This is a genomic window from Halorhodospira abdelmalekii, from assembly GCF_016583625.1.
Lineage (GTDB): Bacteria > Pseudomonadota > Gammaproteobacteria > Nitrococcales > Halorhodospiraceae > Halorhodospira > Halorhodospira abdelmalekii.
Window position 1 is genome coordinate 1 of the sequence record NZ_NRRN01000049.1, and the last position, 22,309, is coordinate 22,309.

The following is a 22,309-nucleotide window of genomic DNA, read 5'->3' on the forward strand; positions in this document are numbered from 1 at the left end:
GCGGCATATTCCAGATCAGAGAAGCTCGATTGCATCGGGGGCGCACTCTCGGTTGTGGGCCAGAGCCGTATTATCTCAACTCCGGACCGACAGCGGAACGGCAGGGCCGGAATAAATCAGTGTCTCCTTAGGTCTCTACGCCGTTTCGGGGCGTTCTGGTGTGGCCGGCTATTTTGGCGCCGGGCAGCGTGGCGCCGGGCAGCGTGGCGCGGGGGTGGGGCGTGCTTAGCGTAGTGGCGCCGAAAGAGCTGGCGCACAGCCTCTGGCCGGCGAGCGGTGTGCACGGGAAGAAGGGGGTCGGGGTGGTGCTCAAGCTGCGGCTCCATCCCCAGGCGGACTCAAAGACCTTGCAGCCGGCCTCGACCCCGCCCCCCATCGAGCCGGTTGAGCGCTTTCACGGTAGACCGCAGAGCAGTTCGGTGAGCGCCGCCGCCGACTTGGTGCCGTTTAAGCGCGGTGCCGAGGTGGTGATCTACGGCGCCGCCTATCCGGTCCCTGGGCAGCAGAGCAGTGTGGCCGGCTTCGCCCTTAGCAGTGCCACCGATCGGCTGTTGCTAGAGAAGCGCATCTGGGTGATCGGTGCCCGATCCTCTCGCGCTGCAAGCGGAATGGCGTCAGGCGTAGAGCCGTTGATCGGTCCGGTGCCGCTGCACTATGAACTTGCTTACGGCGGGCCGAGCTATGCGGCACAGGGGCAGTTGGGGCAAGGCTATGCGCTGAATCCGGTCGGGTGCGGTCACTGCCCGTGGGGTGGCGAACTCACCGCCGGCGAGCCGCAGCCGCAGTGGGTCTGGCCAAACCTGTGCAGCCGCGGCGGTCAGCCCGCCGGACTCGGGCCGTTGGCGCAGGCGTGGGCGCCGCGTGCCGAGCGCTGTGGCCGTCTCGACGAGGAGGCCTATCGCCGCGGTCGCCTCGATTACCTGCAACGACCCCACCCGGCAGTCCACAACGCCGCTCCCGACGATCAGCAACTCCCCGAGCCGCTGCGCGGCGATGAGTGTTTGACCCTCTACGGGCTCTCGCCAGCAACCGCCGGTGGGCTTGCGGCGACGTGGTCTTTGCCGGGACTTACACCGCGGCTGGCATTGGCAGGCGCCGCCGGCGGCAGTCGAGCCGTGCCGCTGGCGCTCGATACCGTCGCGGTGACTACAGGGGAGAGGCTGACGGTCGATCTGAGCTGGCGAACGTGGCTCAGCGACGCCGCGTGCGCTTCAGCCAGCCTGCTGCACGTCGATCTGGTGCAAGTTGACCTGGTGCAAGTCGATAGGGTGGGGCGATTCGATGCGTTTTGAGCAGGCCGTGGCACGGGCCGTGGCGCTCGGTGTTGGGCGCGATGGGTGGATCGACTCAGCGGGGCAGGTCGCCATCGAGGTGCCGGCTCTCTTCGCGACCGGCGGTTCCGATCCCTACAGCCTCTATGCGGCGACCGCTGCAGCGCAGGTGAAGACGCAGCCAAGCGGGGTCAGCGCCGGTGGCGGTCGGGCTGAGCACGCACCCGTGCCGGTGCTCAGCAGTCGTGCGCTCATCGGGCGCAGCTACGGCGAACGGACTGAATGGTTGATCAACTCGCTAGAACCGGCCCTCGCAGCGCGCCTGAACAGTGCAGAGGCGCCGTCGATCGTCGCGGTACTGCCGGCTTCGGATCACCGCGTCGGACGAGCACGGCAACGTCGAGCCGGGTCGCTGCCAGCGCTGCAGGCACCACTCCTCGCAGCACTGCCGCAACTGCGTCAAGCGGCGTGGTGGGCGATCCCTGAGGCCACGGCTCCGCTCTGGGTGGTGACCGCGGCGGCTTACGCCATCGCCAGTGGTGCGGTGTCTTCGGTCCTGGTTATTGGGGTCGATGCCTGTGCGGCCGATGCAGTGGTGGCCGATCCGCAGCTGCAGGCGCTGCGCCGCAACGCTCGACAGGCGCACGGCTTGGCGCCAGCCGATGCGGCGGCGGCGGTGTTGTTGAGTCGTGTGGCTGATAGGAGGGCGGGTGCGAGCGGGGTGGCCAATGCCGCCGGTGTGGACGCTAAGACTGATGCGCAGGATCGGGCGCATGACCGTGCGGATAACCGAGTGCATGATCGGGCGACTGGCTATGCAAATGACCGGGCAAATGACCGGGCAAATGACCGGGCAAATAAATGCCGATCCGCTATTCCATCAGCGGCACCTGCTGCTGTGTTGCACTGCACCGTGCCGCTCGCGGGGCAAACCGGCCATCCCGCACAGCCCGAGCATCCTGGGCACCGTGGCGAACCTGCTGGGGCCGGTGCTCGAGTCACAACCGGAGTGTGGGTAGAAGGACTGCAACGCCTTCTGAACGGCATACCGCAGCCGTGCCAAGCTGAGCTCTCCTTGCTCGGCGCCACCGCGGCCGAGCAACAGCTTGCCGCTAACTTGCACCGCAGCCTGCCGTCACTGCGCGCGATCCCCCGCTGCGAGCGCCTGCCGGCCTGGCGTGGTATCGGCTACGCCGGCGCGGCCGGTTTGCCACTGTTGCTGGCGCTGGCTTTGGGGCGTCTGCACGCATCGGGGTCTGAGCTTAATCCCCGGCCTGGGCCTGGGCCTGGCCCTGGGCCTGGGTCTGAGGTTGGATCTGAGCGTGGTCCTGAGTTTGACTCCGGTCTTGGGTCTGGACCGGAATCTGGAATTGAGCCTGGGTCGCCATCTTCGAACGTACTGGCGCTCTACGGCGGCGGTGGGGCGCACGGTGCGGGTGCGATCGTCCTAAGTCATCCGGGTCATCCGGGTCATCCGGGCAACCCGGGCCATGTAGGTCATTCAGGTCACTCCGGTTGGTCAGCCTCAGCGCGGCAAGTCGTCGCGAACACGCCCTCCACATCCTCAATGCCAGTGTCCGGGACACTGCCGGTGCCCACGATGCCACCGGCGCTTTCGGCCCCCACGGCGTCTGTCCACTCTTTGTCCTCCTCATCCCCTTTGCCCTCACCCTCTTCAGGAAGCTAGCGAGCGATGTCTCACTCCCAGCCAACAGTCAGTGCCAACGGTTTGACCCTCGTCCACGCCGCCTCCGGAGGGCGTCTGCTGACGACCGATATCTGCAACACCACGGTCGGCAGCTCCGTGATCCCGATCCCTTACACCAACTTGGCGCACAGCGAAGATGCCGCGGCGACGGCGACGAGTGTCTTCGTCGGCGGCCATCCACTCTGTGTCGAGAGCTCCTGCTTCGCCACCTCTTACGGCGATGAGAGCGGCGATCGCGGCGGTATCGTCTCGGGGACGCAGCAGGGGGAGGCGACCTTTCTCGGCGGCTCGCCCGATGTCTTTGTCGAGGGCGTGCCGGTGGTGCGCGCCTTCGAGCAGATGGTCTCGAATAGCGACAACACTGCTCCGGCGCCACTGATCCAGGCGTTGGCGGTGCCGCCGCAACTCGCGGCCTACGATCCGTTGCCGGCTGAGCAGCCGTGCCCCGTCACCGCGGTCGGCATCGTCGGCAATGCGCAAGCACCGCTGCCCGGTGCGCTGCTCTTCGAAGGTGAACCGACCTCGGATGATGATAGTGCCCCGAGTTGGCAGCGCGAGCGACCGTTGTGCTGGGCGTTCGGCGGTGCGGAGGGTGGTTGGCTGGTCGCGGCTGTCGAGTTGCCGGAGCAGACCGAGACAGTCCGTCTGAGCTGGAGCGACCGCGATCGGCGCTACGGCAAACTCACAGTGCCGCTCAGCCTAGGCGCTCAGCAAGCGGCGTGGGTGCCCGATTCTGCCATGTCTGCAGCGGTGGGAGACGGAGCCACCGCGAACGGGGCTGCGGAGGGGGAGGCCGGCGGCTCCGGTGCCGGAGCCGGTTCCGGCCCCGGAAAGGACCAGGGTTCCGAATCTGGTGCTGGTCAAGGAGCAGACCAGAATACTGGCAACGGAGAAGAGACCGAGTCGCCCGATCCCGCAGCAGAGACCGCGCCGCCACCGGTCCCCGGGGCGCTCGTCGCCGAAGCCGCAGCCCCGCTCTCGTTGCCGACGGTGCTGGTGCCAACCCTGCTGCGCACCAACGGCGGCGGCGAAGCGGGGCGGCGCAGCGGTGGGCACGGTTACGGCGGCTGGGTCTATCTCTTCTGGCAGCAAGGCGGAACCCGGGCACTGTGGCGTGAGTTGTGGCTCGATGAGCACGGGATGGCGCACGAGGTCAATCTGGCCTACGAGCGCGGCGATGAGCGGCGGGCGAGCGGTGAGGGGCGGGCCGTAGTAATGCTGCCACAGCGGCTGGCCGGTGAGCCGGTGCTCCTCGAAGCACTCTACAGTCCGGTGCAGTGGTCGTGGGCGCAGGTGCTGAGCTTCGGCGGTCTCCATCCGGACGATCCGCGGGCAGAGGGTCACACAGCGCCCGACGCAGTTCCCCAGGCAGGCGGTCCAGAGCCAGCAGCGACAGCCGATCGTCCCCCGCCAGGCGATGCGAAGCGCCTGCTGCGCATTGATCTCAGTGCCGCCCTCGGTGAAGAGCCAAGCGTTACCGCGCTGAGTGGGCCGGGGCTGCTTGCACGCGCCGATGAGTTCGTCGACGCCGATCCCGAATCTGGCGAGCCCGACCCCGTGCGCGAAGATTTGCTGCCCTACGCCGAGAGCGGCATCCCGGTGCTCTATCTCGACGACCCGCTCGGCGAGGCACGCCGCTTGGCGCGTGCTCAGGTGGCGCGCCATACCGAGTTAGAGGCGTGGGTCACAGCGTTGCAGACTGGATGCGCCCCGGAGTCGTTTGTGGGTGATGATGCCAATGCCAATGCCAATGCCAATGCCACGGTCACTGCCACTGCCACTGCCACTGCCACCGCTGACGGTGATCGTTGTGGCGACGTTACAGCCGCCGCAGTGCCCGGTGCCGATGTTTCCGCTGCGGCAGAGACGAGCACTACGGCAACAACGACCACCGCCGCAGCTTGCGAAGAGCCGGTACTCGCTCTGCACGAGCTCGCGGCGGCCTTTTACCGACTCGCCTTCATCGACGGTGCAGTGGGCTTCGGCGAGCGCCCCCCCGATCGTCTCTTGCTGGAACACCTGCTTGCAGTCGGCCCGCGGGCGGAATTGCGCGCTGAGATCATTGCACTGCGGCGGCAGCGCTTGGCCCTGCTCAGCAGCGAGCGCTACGCCGCAGCCCTGAATGACTATCTCGATAACACGCCGCGCCGACGCCTCTCTGGAGTCGCCGCGCTGCTCCACCACTGCTACGAGCTCGCCGAGCCAGCGGCGGCAGCCGACGGCTATCTGCTCAGCGCCGACGAGCAGCGAATCGATGTTGACGATCTGCAGCGTGCCCGGGCGCTGCTCTGCAGCTTGCTCCCGCACCAGCCATCACCCCGCTCCCGAGTGGCGCGTTCCGCAACGCGACCGACGGCGATTGTTCGCCCTGCACCGCTCGCAGTCGATCTGCCGCTTAGCGCCGTCGCCCAGCGTCTGCTCAGTGGGTCGCTGGCCGGGGCGGGCGGCAGCGCAGGGGGGCCGTGTGTGCCACGCCGAGTGCAAGCCGAACGAGCGCTGTGTGCGCAGGCGCCGGCTCCGTTACAGCCGCTGGAAGAGGCGTTGATGCTGGCTGACGCTCCGCGTGTGGTGACCGCCAAAGAGGGGCTGAGTCTGGCTTGGAAACTGGTCAGGGTCTTGGCCCAACCGGTCAGTTACGACTACCAGGTGATCAACATCCTGCCGAAGCTGATCGGCGAGATGGAGCTGCCTGGCAGCGAGCGCCTAGGGCCGTTGGCAGTCACCGAGCAGCTGCTGCCCGAGCCACAGATTGCCGGTGAGACGCTGCGGGCGTGGCAGTACCGCTTCGACGATCTTACCGGGGGGATCACCGCTGACAACAACAGCCGCGTCTCTGCAATACCGGCTCAAGACGGTCACACTGCGCTCTTTACTGGCGATGGCGGACAGCAACTCCTATTCGTAATCGGCGATCCACGGGCTGGGAAGAGAGCACCGCCGCCGCAACGGTTTCAGCGTTTGGTGCTCGCTCGTGAGCCGGGTAGCCGGCTGAGTGATGTCGCAGAGCGCTTCGCTAACGGTACGGTGGGGCAGTCGGTGCGCGCCCTGTTCGCCACTTACGAACTGTTGACGCTGCAGAATGCGCTGCGCGAGGGGGCGGACCAAGACGGGTTTGCGCACCTGCTCACAGCCCTCGCCGCCGCCAGCGGCAGCACCGCTCTGATTGCCGAAATCGTGGCCGGCGAGCAGCAGCGGCGCTGGGGACCGGCCCATCCGCGCGTGCGCTGGTGGCGGACGTTGGCCCGTCAAGCTGGGAATTCGGCCAGTGGCGTTGGCTTGGTGTTGGCCCTGAACGACGGCCGCGACGCGCTGCAAGACAGCGACTACAGCGCTGCGGCTGCAGCGTTAGCCGGCAGTGCGTTGACCGTCGCGTCGATGGTGTTGTTCCATCTCGGGCGCGGGCTATTGGGCGGTAAGGTCGGACTGGCTGCAGCAGTGGTGCTGATTGCTTATGAGCTGCTGCGCGACGGCCCGCTCGGCGAGCTCTATCGCCACGGTCCTTTTCGCGCCCAGGTTCGCTTCCTGCTGCAGGCGCACTACCGTGTTGCTGACCTGCGCGATATCCCCTGTCACCGCCTGCTGCGCGACTACGCCGAGCACGGTCCGATGGTCGCGGGGCGGAACCGAAAAGAGGCGTGGCATAGCTGGTCGGCCATCGACGCAGTACTTGATAGCGTACTGCTGGCGCCGGTCCCTGTGCTGCAAGTGGAGCCCCACTATCGGCGCACTCAAGGTCGTTTTTCCCGCTTATCCGGCATCGATCTCCATCTCTCACCGCCGGCGTTCGACTGGCGCTCTGCCGATGCCATCGAGCAGCGCTTCTATTGGCGTGATCGGCAGGGCCGGACCAGCGTCTGGGAGGTGCCGCCGGCGGTGTTGGTAAAGCTTAGCGCGGACGCCGCCAAGGCTGTGATCACGCTGACCCTCGAGATGCGCAATCTGCAGTGGCCCGGACACGCCACAACGATTCTGATCATGCTGCGCCAGCGCGGCCCACTCGGTGACGCCCCGCAGCCCGATGCGCAGCAGCGACCGCGCTATTGGGTGGCGATGGTCGCAACCCGTGGCCGAGCTAGAACGACGCAGCAAGTCTTGACTGCCACCATGGAAGAGGTGCTGTCCCATGAGCCGTACTGAAACAAACTGCAGCGCGTGCCGTCGGCTACGCTGCAAATCATGCCCTCAAACGGGCTCCCACTCAGGCCTCCAGTTAGGCTCCCAATCGGGTCGTACACCAAGGGGTCACTTAGGGCATCAAGCGTCTTGCCCCGCAAACCGCCGACCGAGTCGCCGTCCGCACCGTGAATGGTGCTCGCGCTGGGGTAGTGTCGGGGCGCTGGCCCTCGGTCTGCTGCTGATGACCGGCTGCAATCCGCAGATCCGCCTCACGCTCGATGCCGACGCCGATATCAACCCCAATGCCGAGGGTGATGCACTCTCGCTGCTGCTGCGCATCTATCAGCTCGACAGTTCCGAGACCTTCAGTCAGCTCGACTACGACGAGTTGCTCTTCGACGATGGAGAGGCGCTTGGCAGCAGCTTGATTGAGCGGCACGAAGTGGTGATTCGGCCACGTCAATATGAGCACCTTGATCTGCCGATGGCCTCTGCTGCACAGCAGCTTGGGGTCGTCGCCTTCTACCGTGAGCCAGCGAGCAGCGGTTGGCGGGCGAGTGAGACGCTGCCCAGTGGGCTCTTTGGGCTGCGTGGCGATCGCCGTCTGCGGGTCCAGCTCAGTGGCACCAGCCTACGCCTGGGCGAACCGAGCGCATCGAGTGCATCGGGTAAACCGGGCGCACGGGGCGAAGCAGGTGGAACAGCAACGACAGTGGCGGCGAGTGGGACTGCAGCCGGAGAGCAGCACCGATGGCCGGAGCTGCATCGTTTGAGTGGGCGCAGCAGCGGCCGCGCAGTGAGGTGGTGAAGATGGTACGCAGTGAGCGATGGCGACGGTTGGAGCGCCCAGTGTGGGCGGAAGGGGTGTTGGTGGCCCCGCAGCATCTGCAGCTTTGGGAGCGTTATCAGGAGCGTAGTCAGCAGGTGCGCGCGGCGGCCGGTATGGTCGACGGCTACGGGGTGATCGATTTGCAGATCGACGAGATGGCGCTGGCCAGCGGGGCGCTGCGCCTGCTCTCCTGTCGGCTGCTCTTTGCCGATGGTCGGCTGCTCGGCTTCGATGAACGGCTCGACGGCCCGCTTGAGATCGCAGTCGGCGATCTGCCGGCTGAAGGGGTGATCGTCTACTTGGCGATGCCGAGCAATGAGCGGGTCGCCGCGGTCCCCGGCTACGATGCGGCGGCGACGGCGGCCGGGTGGCGAGCGCGCTTTGCCGAGGTCGGCGATGAGATTGATGAGGAGCGGCGGCGCGAGGTGATGCTAGCGAGCCCCAATCTGCGCCTCTCGCTGGGCGAGCTGCCGGAGGGAGGCTGGTCGGCACTGGCGATCGCTCACCTTGAGCCGGTGAGTGAGACCGCCTGTCGGCAGAGCGCTACCTTCGTGCCGAGTTGCTGTCGCTTGGCCGCCTCGCCGGTCTTGTGTGGGCTGCTGGAGCGGCATTTTACGCGCACCCTCGGGCGCTTAGAGTTGCTGCGCCGGCAGCAGGCGGCGGCGGGGCGCCTCGATGACTTTGCCCCGACGCAGATCGCTCGGTTGCTGCTGCTGCAGGTTCTGGCCCCAGTCGTTGCCGAGCTGCAGGCGCTGCAAGGCAACCTCCAGGCGCATCCGTGGCTGCTCTACAACGCCTTGCTGCGCCTAGCCGCGGGGCTGTCGAGCTTTATCACCGATGCCGGAGAGGGCGAGGAGAGCGGGGCCGAGGCGGATGCCGGCTTTGGGGGCGATGCCGGAGGCGCGCTAGCCCCGTCCCTCTTGCCGCCGGTCTGGCCGGTCTACGACCACGCCCGCCTCGGCGAGGTGATGGCGCAGCTCGATACGCTGCTCTTGCGCCTGCTTGATGAGGCGATGCCGCAAGGGCTCGGACGCATCCGCCTGCACGCCGAGTCGGCCGCAGTCCGCCTGGTCGAGGGGATCGAGGCGCGCACCTTTACCGAGCAAGCACTCTACCTGGCGGTGCGCTGTGATCAGGCCGAATCTTTGGCCTGGATCGAGGCGCTTCCGCGGCAGCTGAAGATCGGCGCCCGCAGCGAGCTTGAGCGCATCGTCGCGGCGGCGTTGCCGGGGGTACAGCTGCGCTACGTCCAGCGTCCACCGAGCCGGCTGCCGGTGAAGAGCGGCTATGAGTACTTCCACTTACAACCCTTTGGTGAGTATTGGGAGCGGGCGCAGGCGGCGGCCTCATTGGCGCTCTTTGTTCCGACCGCCCTGCAGAGGGCGCGGATCGAGATGATCGCCATCGAAGGCGAAGGGTGAGTGCGAGTTGGCCAGTGGGCTAGTGGGGTAGTGGACTCGTGGGTAAGTGGGCAAATGGCCGATGAGAGTGGGAGGTGGGCCGATGTGGCAGCGGTTGGTGGGTAAGCTGGGGGCGGTTTTGAGCGCGGCAGCTGCGGTGGGCGAGACGCAGAGGGCCGCTAGTGCAGCTGCAGGTACCGCTGCGCAGAGTGGCAGTGCTACCGGTAGCGGAGTGAGTTACCGGGCGGGCGGTGGAGTTGGTGCCGTTCAAAGCGGCGGTGCAGGTATGGGCTTCGGTCTAGGCATGGGCAGTGGCTTAGGCCCTGCTCCTGGAGGCCCCGCTCGGGTAGCAAGCGCAAGCGCAAGTGCAGGCGCAAGCGCAAGCGCAAGTGCAGGCCCAGGCGCTGCCTATCCTGGAGCGCTGCTTGAGCAAGCTAGCGGGCTGCTGACCCGACTCGCTGCCTTTCGCCGCGCGACCTGGCGACCTGCCAGCCTCGATGCCGTGCGCGCTGAGCTTTGCCGTGAGCTGGAGCGGCTGACCGCACTGATGCGCAGCTGGGGGTGGTCGGCGGAGGCGACTGAGGCAGCCCGCTTTGCCCTGGTCGCCTACAGCGATGAGGCGGTGCTGGCCGGGAGCGCGGCCGGTGCCGTCGATGAGTCGGCGCGCGGGCACTGGCTGGCTCAGCCGCTGCAGCTTGAACTCTTCGGCGAGCAGAACGCCGGGCACCACTTCTTTGAGCGCTTAGAGGCATTGCGCAGCGATCCGCAGCGCTACTTGGAGGTGCTTAAGCTCTACTGCGCCGCTCTCCAGCTCGGTTTTGAGGGCGCATACAGCCTGCGCGGCGAGCAACCGCTGCGCGCCCTAGAGCAGGGACTGCGCGAGCAAATCGAAGCCTTCGGCGGGCCTCCATCGCTGCATCTGCCGGCGCCGCCGCCGGTGCCGCAGCAACGCCGCACCTTCGCCTGGCGTTGCCCCTACTGGGTGCTGCTGTTGCTCGCTACGGCAATCGTGACGGCGGCCTCCTTCTACTATCAGGAGAGCGCCGAGAGGGCGGTGGCCGCAGTCGGGGCGCAACTGGTGGCAGCGGGCGATGAATAGAGGCGGATTACAGGCGGATGACGGTCGAAGTTTGCCGATTGAGCGTGAGTAGGGGACTACGAGCGGTATGCGAGCGGTTGACGTTGACGGTTGAAGGCGGGGTGGAACGGCACTGAGGGTAAGCCTCAGTCTCTTCCGGGCTGGCGCCGCCAGCCAGCAGGGGATCGACTGAGCAATCGCCCTGAGCAATCGTCTCATTAGGGCCGGATCAGGAAGACCGGCCCAATACAATGAACCGATCACGGGATCGGAGAAGATCGAAGATTAAGAAGATTAATAAGATCAAGGAGTGTGGCGATGGAACGCCTCATGCTTCCGATGCGTCTCTTAGGCGGGCTGCTGCGCAGCTTTGCCCGTGTTTTGCTGATCCTGCTCTTACACCCCTACGCGCTGCTCGCCTGGATGGCGCTCGGCAGTGCCGCCTTGGCCTGGTGGGGGTTGCCGTGGCTGGGGGTCACTGCGCTGGTTCCGCGACTGCTGGCGGTTGCGGCACTACTCACCATTGCCCTGCTGCTGGGGCTGGTGATGGCGCTGGTGCGGCGGCGGCGTCGCTCCCGCCAGGTGCAGGCGCTTCAGCCGTTAACCGGCGCGGGCGGCGAGGAGGCGGAGCGTTTAGAGCGGCTGCATAACGCCTTTGCCGACGGCGTCGAGCGGCTGCAGCGGGCGTGCGGGGTGCGTCCGGGGTCGCGGTACGGCCTAGAGCGGCTGCCGCTCTACCTGCTGCTCGGCGCGCCCGGGGTGGGCAAGAGCGCTCTGCTGCGAGCCTCGGGCTTGAGCTTTCCCTACGACACGCCGCTTGAGGTGGCGCAGCGCGGGCTCGGCGGCACCGCCTGTTGCGACTGGTGGCTGAGCGAGCGTGCGGCCTTTCTCGATACCAGTGGCGGCTATCTCGATCAGGAGCAACGCCACAGTGAGTGGCAAGCGCTGCTCAGCGAGCTCTATCGATTGCGCCCGCAGCGCCCGCTCAACGGCGTCGTTGTCACCTGTTCGGCATGCTGGCTGCAGACGGCGAGTGGCGATGAGCGGGCACGCCAGGCCCGCCAGCTGCGGGAGCGTCTCGCCGAACTGCGAGCAACACTGCGCCAGCGCGTGCCGATCTTTATCGTCATTACGCAGCTCGATGCCCTCCCTGGCTTTGTGCCCTTCTTCAGCGCCCTGAGCGCGGCGCAGCGCCAGCAGCCGTGGGGGGTGGCACTGACCGGCAAGAGGGGAGCCGCCGCAGCGGCGGCCATTGCCGATCTCAGCAGCGGGCTCGGCGAACGGCGTCTCCAGTGCGCCGGTGAGCAGACGCTGCTGCCCGATCGCATCGCCGCCTTCGCCTTTCCCGAGCAGCTGCAGCAGCTCAGTCGGCCGCTCGGCGATTGGCTACAGCGGTTAACCGGTGATGACCCGTATCGGCAAGCGCCGCAGCTTGAGGGGCTCTATCTGACCGGGGCACCGGGTGCTGCAGGCGATGCGCAGGCGGCGGTATTGACCGCTGAACAGATTGCGGCACAGTCCGCGGCTGCGGCACAGACCGCTGCACAACCCGCTGCACAACAAACCCCGCAGCCCGCCTCTCAGTTTGACCCCCAGCTCGCCCCCCAGTTCGCCCCAAAGTCGGCTGGGGTCGCGCCGTTCGATCCGCACTCCCCGTCGACTCCATCCGCTTCATTCGGTCCATTCGCTGCTCACGATCCGTCCGTTCCCTCCGCACCGTTCGATGCGTTCGCATCACCCGCCTCATTCGGAGGCTCCGTGCCGGGGCAGCCGTTCGGCGCATCCGGGCTCTCCGCTGAGCCGTGGGGTGCTTCAGTGTCTGGCCAGTTGTTCAGCGGTGCCGGGCCTTCGGCTGAGCCGTGGGGGCAGCGACCGGCGACCCCTCCGGGCCTGGGTTACTTCATCGAGCAGCTGCTGCTGCAACAGATCTTGCCGCACGGTGAGCGACGTGCCCCGCTCGATGGCCGAGCCCTGCTCCACGGCGGGGTGAAGAGCGGCAGCGCCGGCGCGCTAGCGGTCGGGGTGACGCTGACCGTCAGCCTCTTGGCCGAGAGCGCCGCCCGCGAAGTTGCCTTGGCCGAGGAGGCCGGGGCGCAACTAAGCGCCGCGCACGCCGTCTTGAGCGATGCGCAGAGCCTCGATGCGCAGCGCATCGCTGCCCTGGTCGGGCTGCACGAACACGGTCAAGTGTTGGCGCAGCGCCCGGTTCGCCCCCTCTGGGAGCGTGCAGTAGCGGTCGATACGGCACCGCTGCAGCAGGCGATGTTGGCGCCGGTAATGCGCCAGATCGTTGAGCAGACGGTGCTGGAGGAGGCCACCCTGGCCCTCCATGAGGCGCTGCGCGACTACGCTCAGGCGTGGCCGCACGCTTCCAGCAGCGAGCGCGAACGGCTGCGTCACCCCTACTACCAGGCGCTCGCCGTCTACCGCATGCTCACCACCGATCCGCAGCGCCTCGACGCCGTGCGGGCCAGCAACGAACTGGCCCGCTACTGGCAGTTGCGCCAGGCCGCAGCAGTGCAGCAGGAGCAGGGTGGACCGCAGCACGCGGCGCAATTCCCACTGCAGCGCATCCAGCACCACGATCCGCGGTTGGCGGTTGCGTTGACCCGGGCCGAAGCGGTCGCAGCAGGACGCAACGGCGTATCGCCAACGGCGATCTTGCCGACACCGGAGATCGAGGCCGTCGCCCACAGTCTAGCGTTGGTGCTGCAGCAGCAGTCGGAGCAGGAGCAATTGCAGCAACCGAACCCGTCGAGCCAAGTGCATCAGGCGGGTCGGGCGGATCAGGCGCAGCAAGCGCAGTCGTCGAATGGGTCGCTGCAGGCGCGACAAGAGGCGCCGGCGGCAGCATCGCGCGCCTTGATTGAGCAGGCGGCCAACCAGCTCGCCGCGCCGCTGAGCGCAGCGGTGCTCTACGAGCGCCTCTACGGCGAGATCGCCGCTCAGCTGCCGGCGATCGGCATCGCTGATCTGGTCTCCGGGCGCGATCGAACGCTGTGGCAAAGCAGTGCAACGGTCGCCGGGGTCTACGGCGGCGAGGCCTGGGAGCGTCACTTTGAGCCGCGTCTAACCGAACTCCTCGGTGAGGTCGGGCAGGGCGACTGGGTGATCGCCGATGCGACCACCACCGACCAGGCACCGCTCGCCGCTGCCCAGATCGAGGCGCTGCGCCGGCAGGTCGAAGCGCTCTACATCAACGCCTTCGTGACCGAGTGGCTGCGCTTTATCGGCGCGCTGCGCCCGGCCAGCTTTGCCTCCCTGCACGATGCCGCTCAGCGCCTCGATCGCCTAGCCGGTGAGGATGGGGCGTGGCTGCGGCTGCTCGCTGCGCTCAACGAGCATATCGCTGCCCACACGGTCGCCCCCTCGAGTTTAGGCGATATCGCCGATCAGGCCGCCGGCAGCCGCGCGCTCAGTCGCACAACACGTCGGGCGGCGGGAGCCGCCGGCTCGTTGGCCCGAATGCAGCAGCCCGATCCGGGGCGCTACCGCTACGACGCCCGCGGCCGGGAGTTGGCAGCCCTGCTGGCAGTGCCGGAGGAGGGCGGGGTTCCGGCTCTGCTGGTCGGCTATCTGAGCGCCCAATCGGCCCTGCAGCAGGAGATCGAGCAGTTGGCGCTGGCGGTCGACGGCGGCGAGCAGAGTGCTGCGTATGCCGCCGACCTGATCGGCGGGCGCGGCGATGGACGCGCGGTGGCGAGCGGCTTTGGCGCCCTTGAGCGCAGCCTCGGTGGGCTTTCGCACGAACTGCGGCAGCAGTGGCGACCGCTGCTGAGCGCGCCGCTGGAGCGCAGCTGGCATCTGATCTTGGTCTCGGCGCGCGGCCATCTCAATGAGTGTTGGCAACAGGAGGTCGTCGGGCCGTATCGGGCCGAACTGGCCGGCCGCTTCCCGCTCCAGCGCGACGGTCGCGACGTCGCCGTGGGCGATTTCGAGGCCTTCTTCCGCCCCCACGACGGGGTGCTGTGGGGCTTTGTCGACGAGCAGCTGGCGCCCTTCGTGCAGCAGCGCGGCGGTCGCTGGCAAGAGCGGCGCTGGCGCGGCACCGGAGTCGGGCTGACGGCCGATACGCTGGATGCCCTTGAACAGGCGCAGCGGATCACGCGCTCGCTCTTCGGTGAGCGGGCCGAGATCAACCTCGACTACCGCGTGCAGGTCGCGGCGAATGTCGACCTGACCGATATGCGCCTCGATCTGCACGGCACGACGCTGCGCTACCGCAACGAACCGGAGCGCTGGCAGCCGTTTAGCTGGAGCAGCGGCGATCTTGCCGGTGGCCGGGTGGTGACCGTCTCCGGGCACGACGGCCGAGTCGGACAGCGCCGCGTCGACGGCGAGTGGGCGCTGCTGCGGCTGCTCAGCGAGGCGCAAGCGCTCTACCGCCACAGCGATGCCGAGTGGTCGGTCGAGTGGCAGCTTCACAGCGCCGCGCTCAACGGCCATAGCCTCCGCCCCCTGCAAGTGCGCATCCGCACCGAACGCAGCGCCCCGGTGCTCGGCTGGACGGACTGGTCGCGCTGGGCGTTGCCGGGGCGGGTGGTGCGGTGAGGGCGCTTGAGAACGGAATGCGGTAGCAAGATGGGAGTGCTGGCTCCTGGGAGCGCCGGCGTCCCCGCCGGCATTCTTCTTGTGTCTGCCGACGGGAACGTCGGCGTTCCCGGGAAAAGCGCTTGATCACCGCCACTTCGATAACCATCGACCGAGCATGAAGTGGCTGCGGGCGACTGTTGCGGAGCACGAGCTATCGCGGGTGGTGAGCGTGGTCGCTGCAGATATGGCGCGCAGTGAGCAACCGCTTAGCAGTTTCGGTCTCGTCTGGTCGTAAGGTGCTCTTGAACAGGTACCGCGGATCACGCACACACGTTTCAGCGAGCGGGCGGGGGTCAAGATCGACTATCGTTCTATGGGTTCCAGCTTGTACAGGGTCCTTATAGCATTGATTTAGTAGAGGTTTTTCTACGGCGCTAGGTCGCTGGAGGCTGGCCAGCTTTGGGCAGATAGGCCGAGATATCGTAAGCAGAACGGGGAAGGGGGGCCAGTTGCTGGTGAGGAAAGGCGCGGATAAACTGCTGCTCATCTGCAACCGCTTGATAGCGCACTGCCGCAGCAACTAGGGGTTGAAACTGTCACCTGAGAATACCGCGAGCAGCCCTCCAAGTTGTTGATACAAAAATGACTTTCTTGCGCGCTTAGGGCTTTGATCATTCATTGGTCCACAAGCCCGCCACGTAGCGGAGGACAGCGGTCGCCGGCTGAGAGCGCTGCTTCCTGGGAGCGCCGGCGTCAACGCTGGCATTCTTCTCGCGCGTGCCGGCGAGGACGCCGGCGCTCCCAGGAAAAGCGCTCGACCACCGCCATGCTTCAGCAGTGTGAATGAGTCCCGGAGGATAATGGTTGGGTGCTGTTTGACAAAGTGGACCAAGCGATGATCACCCCCACGCTTTGAAAGCCCTGCTGTTCATGCATGGGGGGGTTAAGCATTAGAAGCCGCGAATCCGTGCGACTGGGGATTACTTGGAAAGCCCAGAGGGCTCAAGGTCTGAGCCAAAGTTATACAGAGTCTGTCTTTCCTGGAGAAGGACGATTCTTTTTAATATACTGTTAGGCTCGTTCTCTCAAGGAGACTAGATGAATTTCGATGACGTAATGAAGAGCACAAACGGCCCCGCATATGAGAAAGAAGAAATAAGGAATGGGCCGCCCCTTGAATACGTTGGGGAAAAGCTAAAGAGCTCTCTAGAGCAGCAGCATGAATTGCTGAATAATATTAACGCCTGCGTTCCCGACGGACTTCCACTGCCGCCGGAATACAGTGAGGATTGCCCGCTCTCGGTGAAGCCCGATTTCCTTGTCAGCCCGGCATTTGCGTCATTTTACTACCAAATTATCGCATTCGCTGCCCTGTTCAACATGCTTGGGTCGGTGAGTTCGAGCACAGAAGTTCAGCGGCTGGCGGAAATGCCACGGAGTGAATTCAGGAAATGGCTAAACATTATAGAGGGCGAAGGTTCTGTATCGGGAAAGTGAATCGCCTAACAAGCCGCTAAACCCGACGCCGGAAAGTTACTGGGCGCTTCGCGGAGACGCATAAGGCGGCGCGGGTTAGCGGAGACGTTAGAAGGCCGGCGTGAACCATAGTTGACACATTTCGGCATGTGAACTACAGTTACCATATGATAGAAGTCAGGACGACGGCTAGATTCAAGAAATGGTTCAGGTCCCTCAAGGACCGGCGGGCAAAGGCTCGAATTCAGGCCCGGATTGATCGAGTCGAAATGGGCCATTTCGGCGATGTGGCACCCGTCGGGGAAGGCGTGAGTGAGTTGCGAATCTTCTACGGGCCCGGTTACAGAGTCTATTTTGTACAGAAAGACGCTGTTGTCGTGATACTTCTATCCGGCGGCGACAAAAGTTCTCAGAAAGCTGATATCGCCAAAGCCAAAGAAATTGCCAAGCAGTTGGAGGTATAAGGCTATGGGTATCAAAACTACGCGCTGGGAGTCGGCAGAGCACTTGGAAACAGAGGAAGATATTCAACTGTATTTTGAGGCCTGTATCGAGGAAGCCGGTGACGATCCTGCATTCATTTTGCATGCGTTGAGTGTTATCGCGCGTGCCAGGAACATGAGCCAAATTGCACGAGATGCGGGACTTACCCGGGAAGGCTTGTACAAAGCCTTATCACCGGAAGGTAACCCTACGTTCAGTACAGTCGTAAAAATCGCAAAGGCGCTCGGCTTGCAGATCACTGTGCAAACCCCTCGACAACCGCCTTCTAACAATCAATTGCACGCGACCAGCGATGCTGGCGCGTGAATTGGGCGTTAGCTTTATATTCGACTATAGAGAAATTGTATGAGTGAAAAGAAGAAGTACTCGCTGCTAACAAGTTCGGACATAGAGGCGGGTCTAAAGGATGCTCGCTTTCAAAAAGAAGATATTTCACTTATAAGAGATAAAGAAGGAAGGATTGTCAGGCATTTGCCTGTGACGAGCATCCAAGACGATGTTCTCCCACCGTCAATTATACAAATTAACAGTACCTATATATATCAGGCTGATATTCGCCCAGTAATAGAGGCACTCATTGAAACTAGAAATGTTGAGATTTTTCAAGATCTATCCGAAAAATATCAAACAGTCATTGATAGCCTGACATACTATAGAGACCACAAATCTCGCTTAGATGAGCTTAACTCTAAGTCTCTTGATGCATCTTCAGTATTTGAAAAACGTGTTGGAGTCTTTCTTAACGCTATAAATGTAAGTGATCTGGAAAAAACAGACATTAAGAGCTGTATAGAAATGCTTGACTCTTATTTGAATATAATTTTTGTATATCTAATTAGTGCGTATTGGATTCATGATAAAAACGTATCTAAAGATACCATTGCAGGTAGAAAAATTGCAGGCCTTGATAATCAGGTGCGGCACATATATGAGCAACTGCTTGCAGACTCTAGTGTGAATAAAGAAGGCACAAACATAATTCCAATGCACAATTCGTTGTACGCTAGGTATTTGCTATCAGAAAAGAATGGAATGAAAGAGATTGAGAGACTTATCAAGCATGACTCTAGGTTTTCTTCGCCAATGGATTTTATGGGCTTTATAAAGCGTTGTTTTTTTGAGAAAAAAGACTCTTATTATGACTACAATCGTCAATATCAAGTGCCTGAAAAATATGAAATATCAATCAATTTAGGCGCGATTGATAAATCTACAGACAAAAGAGTTGAGTTTTCGCAGAGACTTTTTGAAATTCTTGAAAAAATTGAGATGCTGAGGAATATACACTCTGAGCTGATTGAGGTCGGAGATATTGATTTCGGTACTATTGAAGTATATTCGGAATCTGAAGCTAACAATGCGCTCCAACTGACCACCATTCCGCTTGCGCTGCATGGCGGCAGTTGAGCTTAGCGTTGGGCCGCAAGAATGGACTGGTGACATTATGCTAGAGGGCTTTTTTCCCACATTGCTCGGTGCTTTCGCTGGTGTGACGGGGTCGTACCTTGTAGAAAGGCGGGCGCAGTATAGAGCGTATAAGTCCATGCTCGACGCCTTGTATGTTCGGTCTGATCACTATGTTTCGATGCTTTCTGCAAGGGCCAAGGCTTTGGAAAGTGACTTGTTGTCATTTGAGGAGAAAGACTCGAAGTCGCTGGGAGAATTGTTAAGAGCGAATATTGATCCTCCTGAACATTTCGGAGGCGTTCTTGTCGGCAGTTATGGAAAGTATTTGCGACCTCAGGATATCGCTTTAATTTCACAATGCGAGTCGAACATGAGTGTCCTCCACAGAGACTTAATGGGCAGTCCCGTCACTCCTGAAAGGGCAAATAGCCGAATTTCGGTGCTGAGAGAAGAGTCGGCCAGGCGTTGCTGGATTATCTATACTGCTGCCTGGAAGATGAATGAATCGTTTAGTTCCGAAAAATACTCGGCATTGATTGAAGAGCTCAATCAAATTGACGATAAAAGGGTTACGAAAGTGAAACCGAAGCGTGTTCTTGGCACGGCCCAACAAGGCCATTCAGCTGACGCTCGTACCTCGCGCGGCTGATGGCTGGCGTTAAATGGAGGAAATCATGAAGATGAAGCTATGCCGAATCTGTTGGAATACCGCAGGATGGAGGCGGCCTACAGGGGAGGCCGCAGAACTGGAGACCGGTGATAGCTATGTTGCAGAACATGGCTACGGTCACGAGGAATGGCTCTTCAACTATGAATGGATGATAGATGGTTACAGGTACGGATTCGTTCAGCCGATAGGGAAGTTCCATTCTAAGTACGCTGGCGAGACTACGTCTCTTTGCCTCTATACGGTAACTCCAGACAAGGATCGCCTTATAGTTGGTGTGATACGAGAAGCATACATTCCCACCTTGGCCGAAACAAAAAACGTATTTCGTGAGTTTAAATGGCGTGGCTGGATCAAACAGATGGAAAAAGACTGTGAAGTTCTAGGCGTCGAGCCTTTTAATGCTGGCGGGTTGAATGAAGGCGGCGTAATTAATATTCGATTTAAGCCAGAGGATGTGGAGCTCTTTGACCCGATGCTGGTTGCCGATCCAGGACATACGATTTCACGAAATTCCCGATACCAACCGTTCAACTGGGACGGGACGCTTCCATCAATAAGTGAAACCGAAGGAATTGCGCCAAATAGCCAGAAGAAACGGTCGGAACAATCTCGGAAACGCGCGGTACAAGAGGGCGGGGAATACGATCCAACCCATGTTAGGCTACAAAATCGGGTTTATGACCTTCTTGTAGATCAATTCGGGGTAGGCCGTGTTTTTTATGAGAGGGGCCATGTCGATCTTTCGATTGAAACCGATAAAGGCACTACTCTCATTGAAATAAAGACTGCACCTACTGCAAAGCGCTGCATGCGGGAGGCGATAGGGCAACTGCTGGAGTATGCTCATTATTCCAAAACCAAGAAAAGCTGCGAGTTAGTTATAATGGGAGACGCTCCCATGACGCAAAAAGATGAGTCTTATCTTGAGTTCCTCCGGGCGCAATATGACCTTCCCCTGCATTATAGCCAGTATGTGTGGCAGGATGGCTCGATGAAAGGGTGGGGAGAGCATTTAACAACAGCTTCAACCTGACCGAATTTTCCGCTGCGCTTCAAATCCGGTCAGGTTAAGCTGAGCGTTGGAATCCTCTCGGGCATTGACTAGCCGTATCCAGACGGATACTATTGGCGGATGTATACATTCCTCCGCACACCAGAATTCGATAAGTGGCTGAAGAAGCTGCGCGATCCGGTGGGAAAGGCCCGTATTGTTGCTCGGATTCGGTCTGCGGAGGGAGGCAATTTCGGAGATTGTGAGTCGGTCGGAAGACGTGTATCGGAAATGCGAATCCACTATGGCCCTGGCTACAGGGTGTACTACTCGCGCGAAGGAGAAACGATATATCTGCTTTTGTGCGGCGGCGATAAATCGACGCAGTCGAAGGATATCGCCAAGGCCTCTGAATTAGCTGAGAAGTACCGAGGGCACAGTGATGAGTAAGCTGACTAAGTTCGATGCAGCCGAGTACCTTGATAATGATGAGGTCATTGCTGAGTATCTTGACGCTGCACTTGAAGATGAAGATCCAAATGTATTCCTGATGGCAGTCGGAGATGTAGCGAAGGCGCGGGGAATGGCCCAACTGGCCCGCGACGCAGGACTTGGAAGAGAAAGTCTGTACAAGGCGCTAACTCCAGGAGCTAAGCCACGTTACGATACTGTCCTGAAAGTAGTGCGTGCTTTGGGCGTGGAAATACACGCGTCACCAACCCATAAAATGAGCGATTCCAACAAAGAGCTTCAACGGACGCGCTGACGCGCGCCGTTGAGCATTGCCGTTGGGCCATGAACTCCTGCACATGACGCGGTTGACCAAGCGGTAGTCCGTGCATACAATGTATGTATGATAGGTTTTGATTGGGATCCGCAAAAGGCGCGTGCAAATCTCGAGAAGCACGGCATTTCTTTTGAAGAAGCGAAATCCGTATTCTTTGATGAATATGCGCGGCAGTTCTTCGATGAAGAACATTCGTCTAGCGAAGAGCGGTTCATTATGCTTGGTTTGAGCAATGCACTACGGATTCTGGTCGTATGCCACTGCGAGCGTTCCGGCGGAGATGTCATCAGAATCATTTCCGCGCGGAAAGCGACTACCAATGAGCGTAAGTATTACGAAGGTCCGCCGCTATGAAAGATGAGTATGATTTTTCGAAGATGAAGTCGCGTCGCAACCCGTACGCTTCGAAGTTAAAGCGACAGGTGACGATTCGCATGGGCGACGACGTCGTGGAGTATTTCAAGCAGCTTTCGGAAGAAACGGGGATTCCGTATCAGAGTTTGATCAATCTCTATTTGCGCGATTGCATGGCCCGCGGAAGGAGGCCTGACTTGTCATGGCGTTAATCGCCCAACAAAGCCATGCAGCCGACGCTCGTACCTCGCGCGGCTGATGGCTCGCGTTATGTTTCTTCCCACAGACACCTTGCTTGCCTTCAAGAGATGTTGTACTCTTAGATGTACGCCAGAACGTACTGAGGTGACTTCCATGTCAAGGGTTCGAGTAGATGAAGATATCCGTCCTCTGTCTGAATTTCGTGCAGGGGTGGCCACATTCGTGAAGCAGCTCCATGAGAACCGTCGTCCTATGGTGCTGACACAAAGAGGTCGTGGTGTTGCAGTACTGGTGGATGTTCACGAGTACGAGAAGATGCAAGAACGTCTGGAAATACTAGAAGAAGTGTATAAGGCGGAAGAACAGATAGCTTCCGGGGATGGTATTGGGCATGAAGATGCGAAGGCTCGGATTTTGAGCGGGCTGGCCCAATGAAGATCGTCTGGTCCCCGCTTGCGCTGGAGCGAGTCGAGGACATAGCTCGGTATATTGCAGAAGATAATCTGGATGCTGCGGTAAGGTGGGTAGACGATTTATTTGACACGGTAGACCGGTTAGCTGATTTCCCTAAAAGTGGACGCATGGTTCCCGAGGTGGAATCACCTCGCATCAGGGAGCTGATATTTGGAGCGTACCGGGTAATTTACAGCATCAAAGATCAGATTGATATTCTGACTGTGCGTCGCGGTAGTCAGCTATTGCGGGTGTCCGAGCTCGATGATGACGCAACATAACCACCGGCTACACGGCGACCGATTTTCCGCCGCTTCGCGGCTCCAAACCGGCGCGTGAGCCGGGCGTTATCGCGCCGAGCAAAGCTCGGCGTATCTTGCGGGGTGGAAGTCCCCGTCGGGCAAGGGTTCAAACAGTTGCAAAAATAGATAGACGAACATGCTTGTCTATGCCAATATTCTCCGCATGAAGAGTACCAAGTTAAGCGCGTGGGCGAAACAGAAGGGGATTGCGTACCGCACGGCTTGGAAC

Annotated in this window: 19 protein-coding genes; all 19 read left to right on the forward strand. The window is 61.6% G+C overall.

The window, feature by feature from the left end; translation table 11 throughout:
* Positions 1-158 precede the first annotated feature (158 nt).
* Positions 159-1,292 carry a DUF2169 domain-containing protein gene (locus tag CKO15_RS11085; RefSeq protein WP_200196170.1) on the forward strand — a complete coding sequence of 378 codons (1,134 nt, stop codon included), beginning with the start codon at positions 159-161 and terminating at the stop codon, positions 1,290-1,292.
* A complete protein-coding gene (locus CKO15_RS11090; protein ID WP_200196172.1) occupies positions 1,282-2,958 on the forward strand; it encodes a hypothetical protein in 1,677 nt (558 codons plus the stop codon). Before CKO15_RS11085 ends, CKO15_RS11090 begins: the two co-directional genes overlap by 11 nt.
* Positions 2,959-2,964: 6 nt before the next feature.
* Positions 2,965-7,116, forward strand: coding sequence for a PAAR-like domain-containing protein (locus CKO15_RS11095; protein ID WP_200196175.1), 4,152 nt, complete (start codon positions 2,965-2,967; stop codon positions 7,114-7,116).
* Positions 7,103-7,903, forward strand: coding sequence for a type VI secretion system lipoprotein TssJ (gene tssJ, locus CKO15_RS11100; protein ID WP_274600147.1), 801 nt, complete (start codon positions 7,103-7,105; stop codon positions 7,901-7,903). Before CKO15_RS11095 ends, tssJ begins: the two co-directional genes overlap by 14 nt.
* A complete protein-coding gene (gene tssK, locus CKO15_RS11105; RefSeq protein WP_200196184.1) occupies positions 7,846-9,345 on the forward strand; it encodes a type VI secretion system baseplate subunit TssK in 1,500 nt (499 codons plus the stop codon). Before tssJ ends, tssK begins: the two co-directional genes overlap by 58 nt.
* Before the next feature lie 82 nt (positions 9,346-9,427).
* Entirely contained in the window at positions 9,428-10,423 is a 996-nt protein-coding gene (gene icmH, locus CKO15_RS11110; RefSeq protein ID WP_200196194.1) for a type IVB secretion system protein IcmH/DotU, read from the forward strand.
* A 297-nt stretch (positions 10,424-10,720) separates the two neighbouring features.
* Positions 10,721-14,953 carry a type VI secretion protein IcmF/TssM N-terminal domain-containing protein gene (locus CKO15_RS11115; RefSeq protein WP_200196196.1) on the forward strand — a complete coding sequence of 1,411 codons (4,233 nt, stop codon included), beginning with the start codon at positions 10,721-10,723 and terminating at the stop codon, positions 14,951-14,953.
* Positions 14,954-16,033: 1,080 nt separating this feature from the next.
* A complete protein-coding gene (locus CKO15_RS11120) occupies positions 16,034-16,432 on the forward strand; it encodes a hypothetical protein (protein WP_200196198.1) in 399 nt (132 codons plus the stop codon).
* 146 nt (positions 16,433-16,578) lie between these two features.
* Complete coding sequence (locus CKO15_RS11125) at positions 16,579-16,875, forward strand: type II toxin-antitoxin system RelE/ParE family toxin (protein ID WP_200196201.1); 297 nt, start codon at positions 16,579-16,581, stop codon at positions 16,873-16,875.
* Between the two features lie 4 nt (positions 16,876-16,879).
* Positions 16,880-17,221, forward strand: coding sequence for an addiction module antidote protein (locus tag CKO15_RS11130; RefSeq protein ID WP_200196203.1), 342 nt, complete (start codon positions 16,880-16,882; stop codon positions 17,219-17,221).
* A gap of 39 nt (positions 17,222-17,260) precedes the next feature.
* Positions 17,261-18,322, forward strand: a complete 1,062-nt coding sequence (locus CKO15_RS11135) for a hypothetical protein (RefSeq protein WP_200196205.1) — start codon at positions 17,261-17,263, stop codon at positions 18,320-18,322.
* The gene (locus CKO15_RS11140) at positions 18,309-18,971 is read left to right on the forward strand and encodes a hypothetical protein (protein WP_207124063.1); all 663 of its coding nucleotides are present in this window, start codon (positions 18,309-18,311) and stop codon (positions 18,969-18,971) included. The genes CKO15_RS11135 and CKO15_RS11140 overlap by 14 nt, the downstream gene beginning before the upstream one ends.
* Positions 18,972-18,996: 25 nt before the next feature.
* Complete coding sequence (locus tag CKO15_RS11145; RefSeq protein ID WP_200196208.1) at positions 18,997-20,025, forward strand: hypothetical protein; 1,029 nt, start codon at positions 18,997-18,999, stop codon at positions 20,023-20,025.
* A gap of 99 nt (positions 20,026-20,124) precedes the next feature.
* The gene (locus CKO15_RS11150) at positions 20,125-20,433 is read left to right on the forward strand and encodes a type II toxin-antitoxin system RelE/ParE family toxin (protein WP_200196210.1); all 309 of its coding nucleotides are present in this window, start codon (positions 20,125-20,127) and stop codon (positions 20,431-20,433) included.
* Positions 20,426-20,749 (forward strand): addiction module antidote protein, encoded by a 324-nt coding sequence (locus CKO15_RS11155; RefSeq protein WP_200196212.1) that lies wholly within the window; start codon positions 20,426-20,428, stop codon positions 20,747-20,749. Before CKO15_RS11150 ends, CKO15_RS11155 begins: the two co-directional genes overlap by 8 nt.
* Positions 20,750-20,836: 87 nt before the next feature.
* The gene (locus CKO15_RS11160; protein WP_096409104.1) at positions 20,837-21,124 is read left to right on the forward strand and encodes a BrnT family toxin; all 288 of its coding nucleotides are present in this window, start codon (positions 20,837-20,839) and stop codon (positions 21,122-21,124) included.
* On the forward strand, positions 21,121-21,336 hold the full coding sequence (locus tag CKO15_RS11165) for a BrnA antitoxin family protein (RefSeq protein ID WP_200196214.1): 216 nt from the start codon (positions 21,121-21,123) through the stop codon (positions 21,334-21,336). Before CKO15_RS11160 ends, CKO15_RS11165 begins: the two co-directional genes overlap by 4 nt.
* Before the next feature lie 142 nt (positions 21,337-21,478).
* The gene (locus CKO15_RS11170) at positions 21,479-21,760 is read left to right on the forward strand and encodes a type II toxin-antitoxin system Phd/YefM family antitoxin (protein WP_200196217.1); all 282 of its coding nucleotides are present in this window, start codon (positions 21,479-21,481) and stop codon (positions 21,758-21,760) included.
* Positions 21,757-22,059 (forward strand): type II toxin-antitoxin system RelE/ParE family toxin, encoded by a 303-nt coding sequence (locus CKO15_RS11175; RefSeq protein WP_200196219.1) that lies wholly within the window; start codon positions 21,757-21,759, stop codon positions 22,057-22,059. The genes CKO15_RS11170 and CKO15_RS11175 overlap by 4 nt, the downstream gene beginning before the upstream one ends.
* The last annotated feature ends 250 nt before the right edge of the window (positions 22,060-22,309 follow it).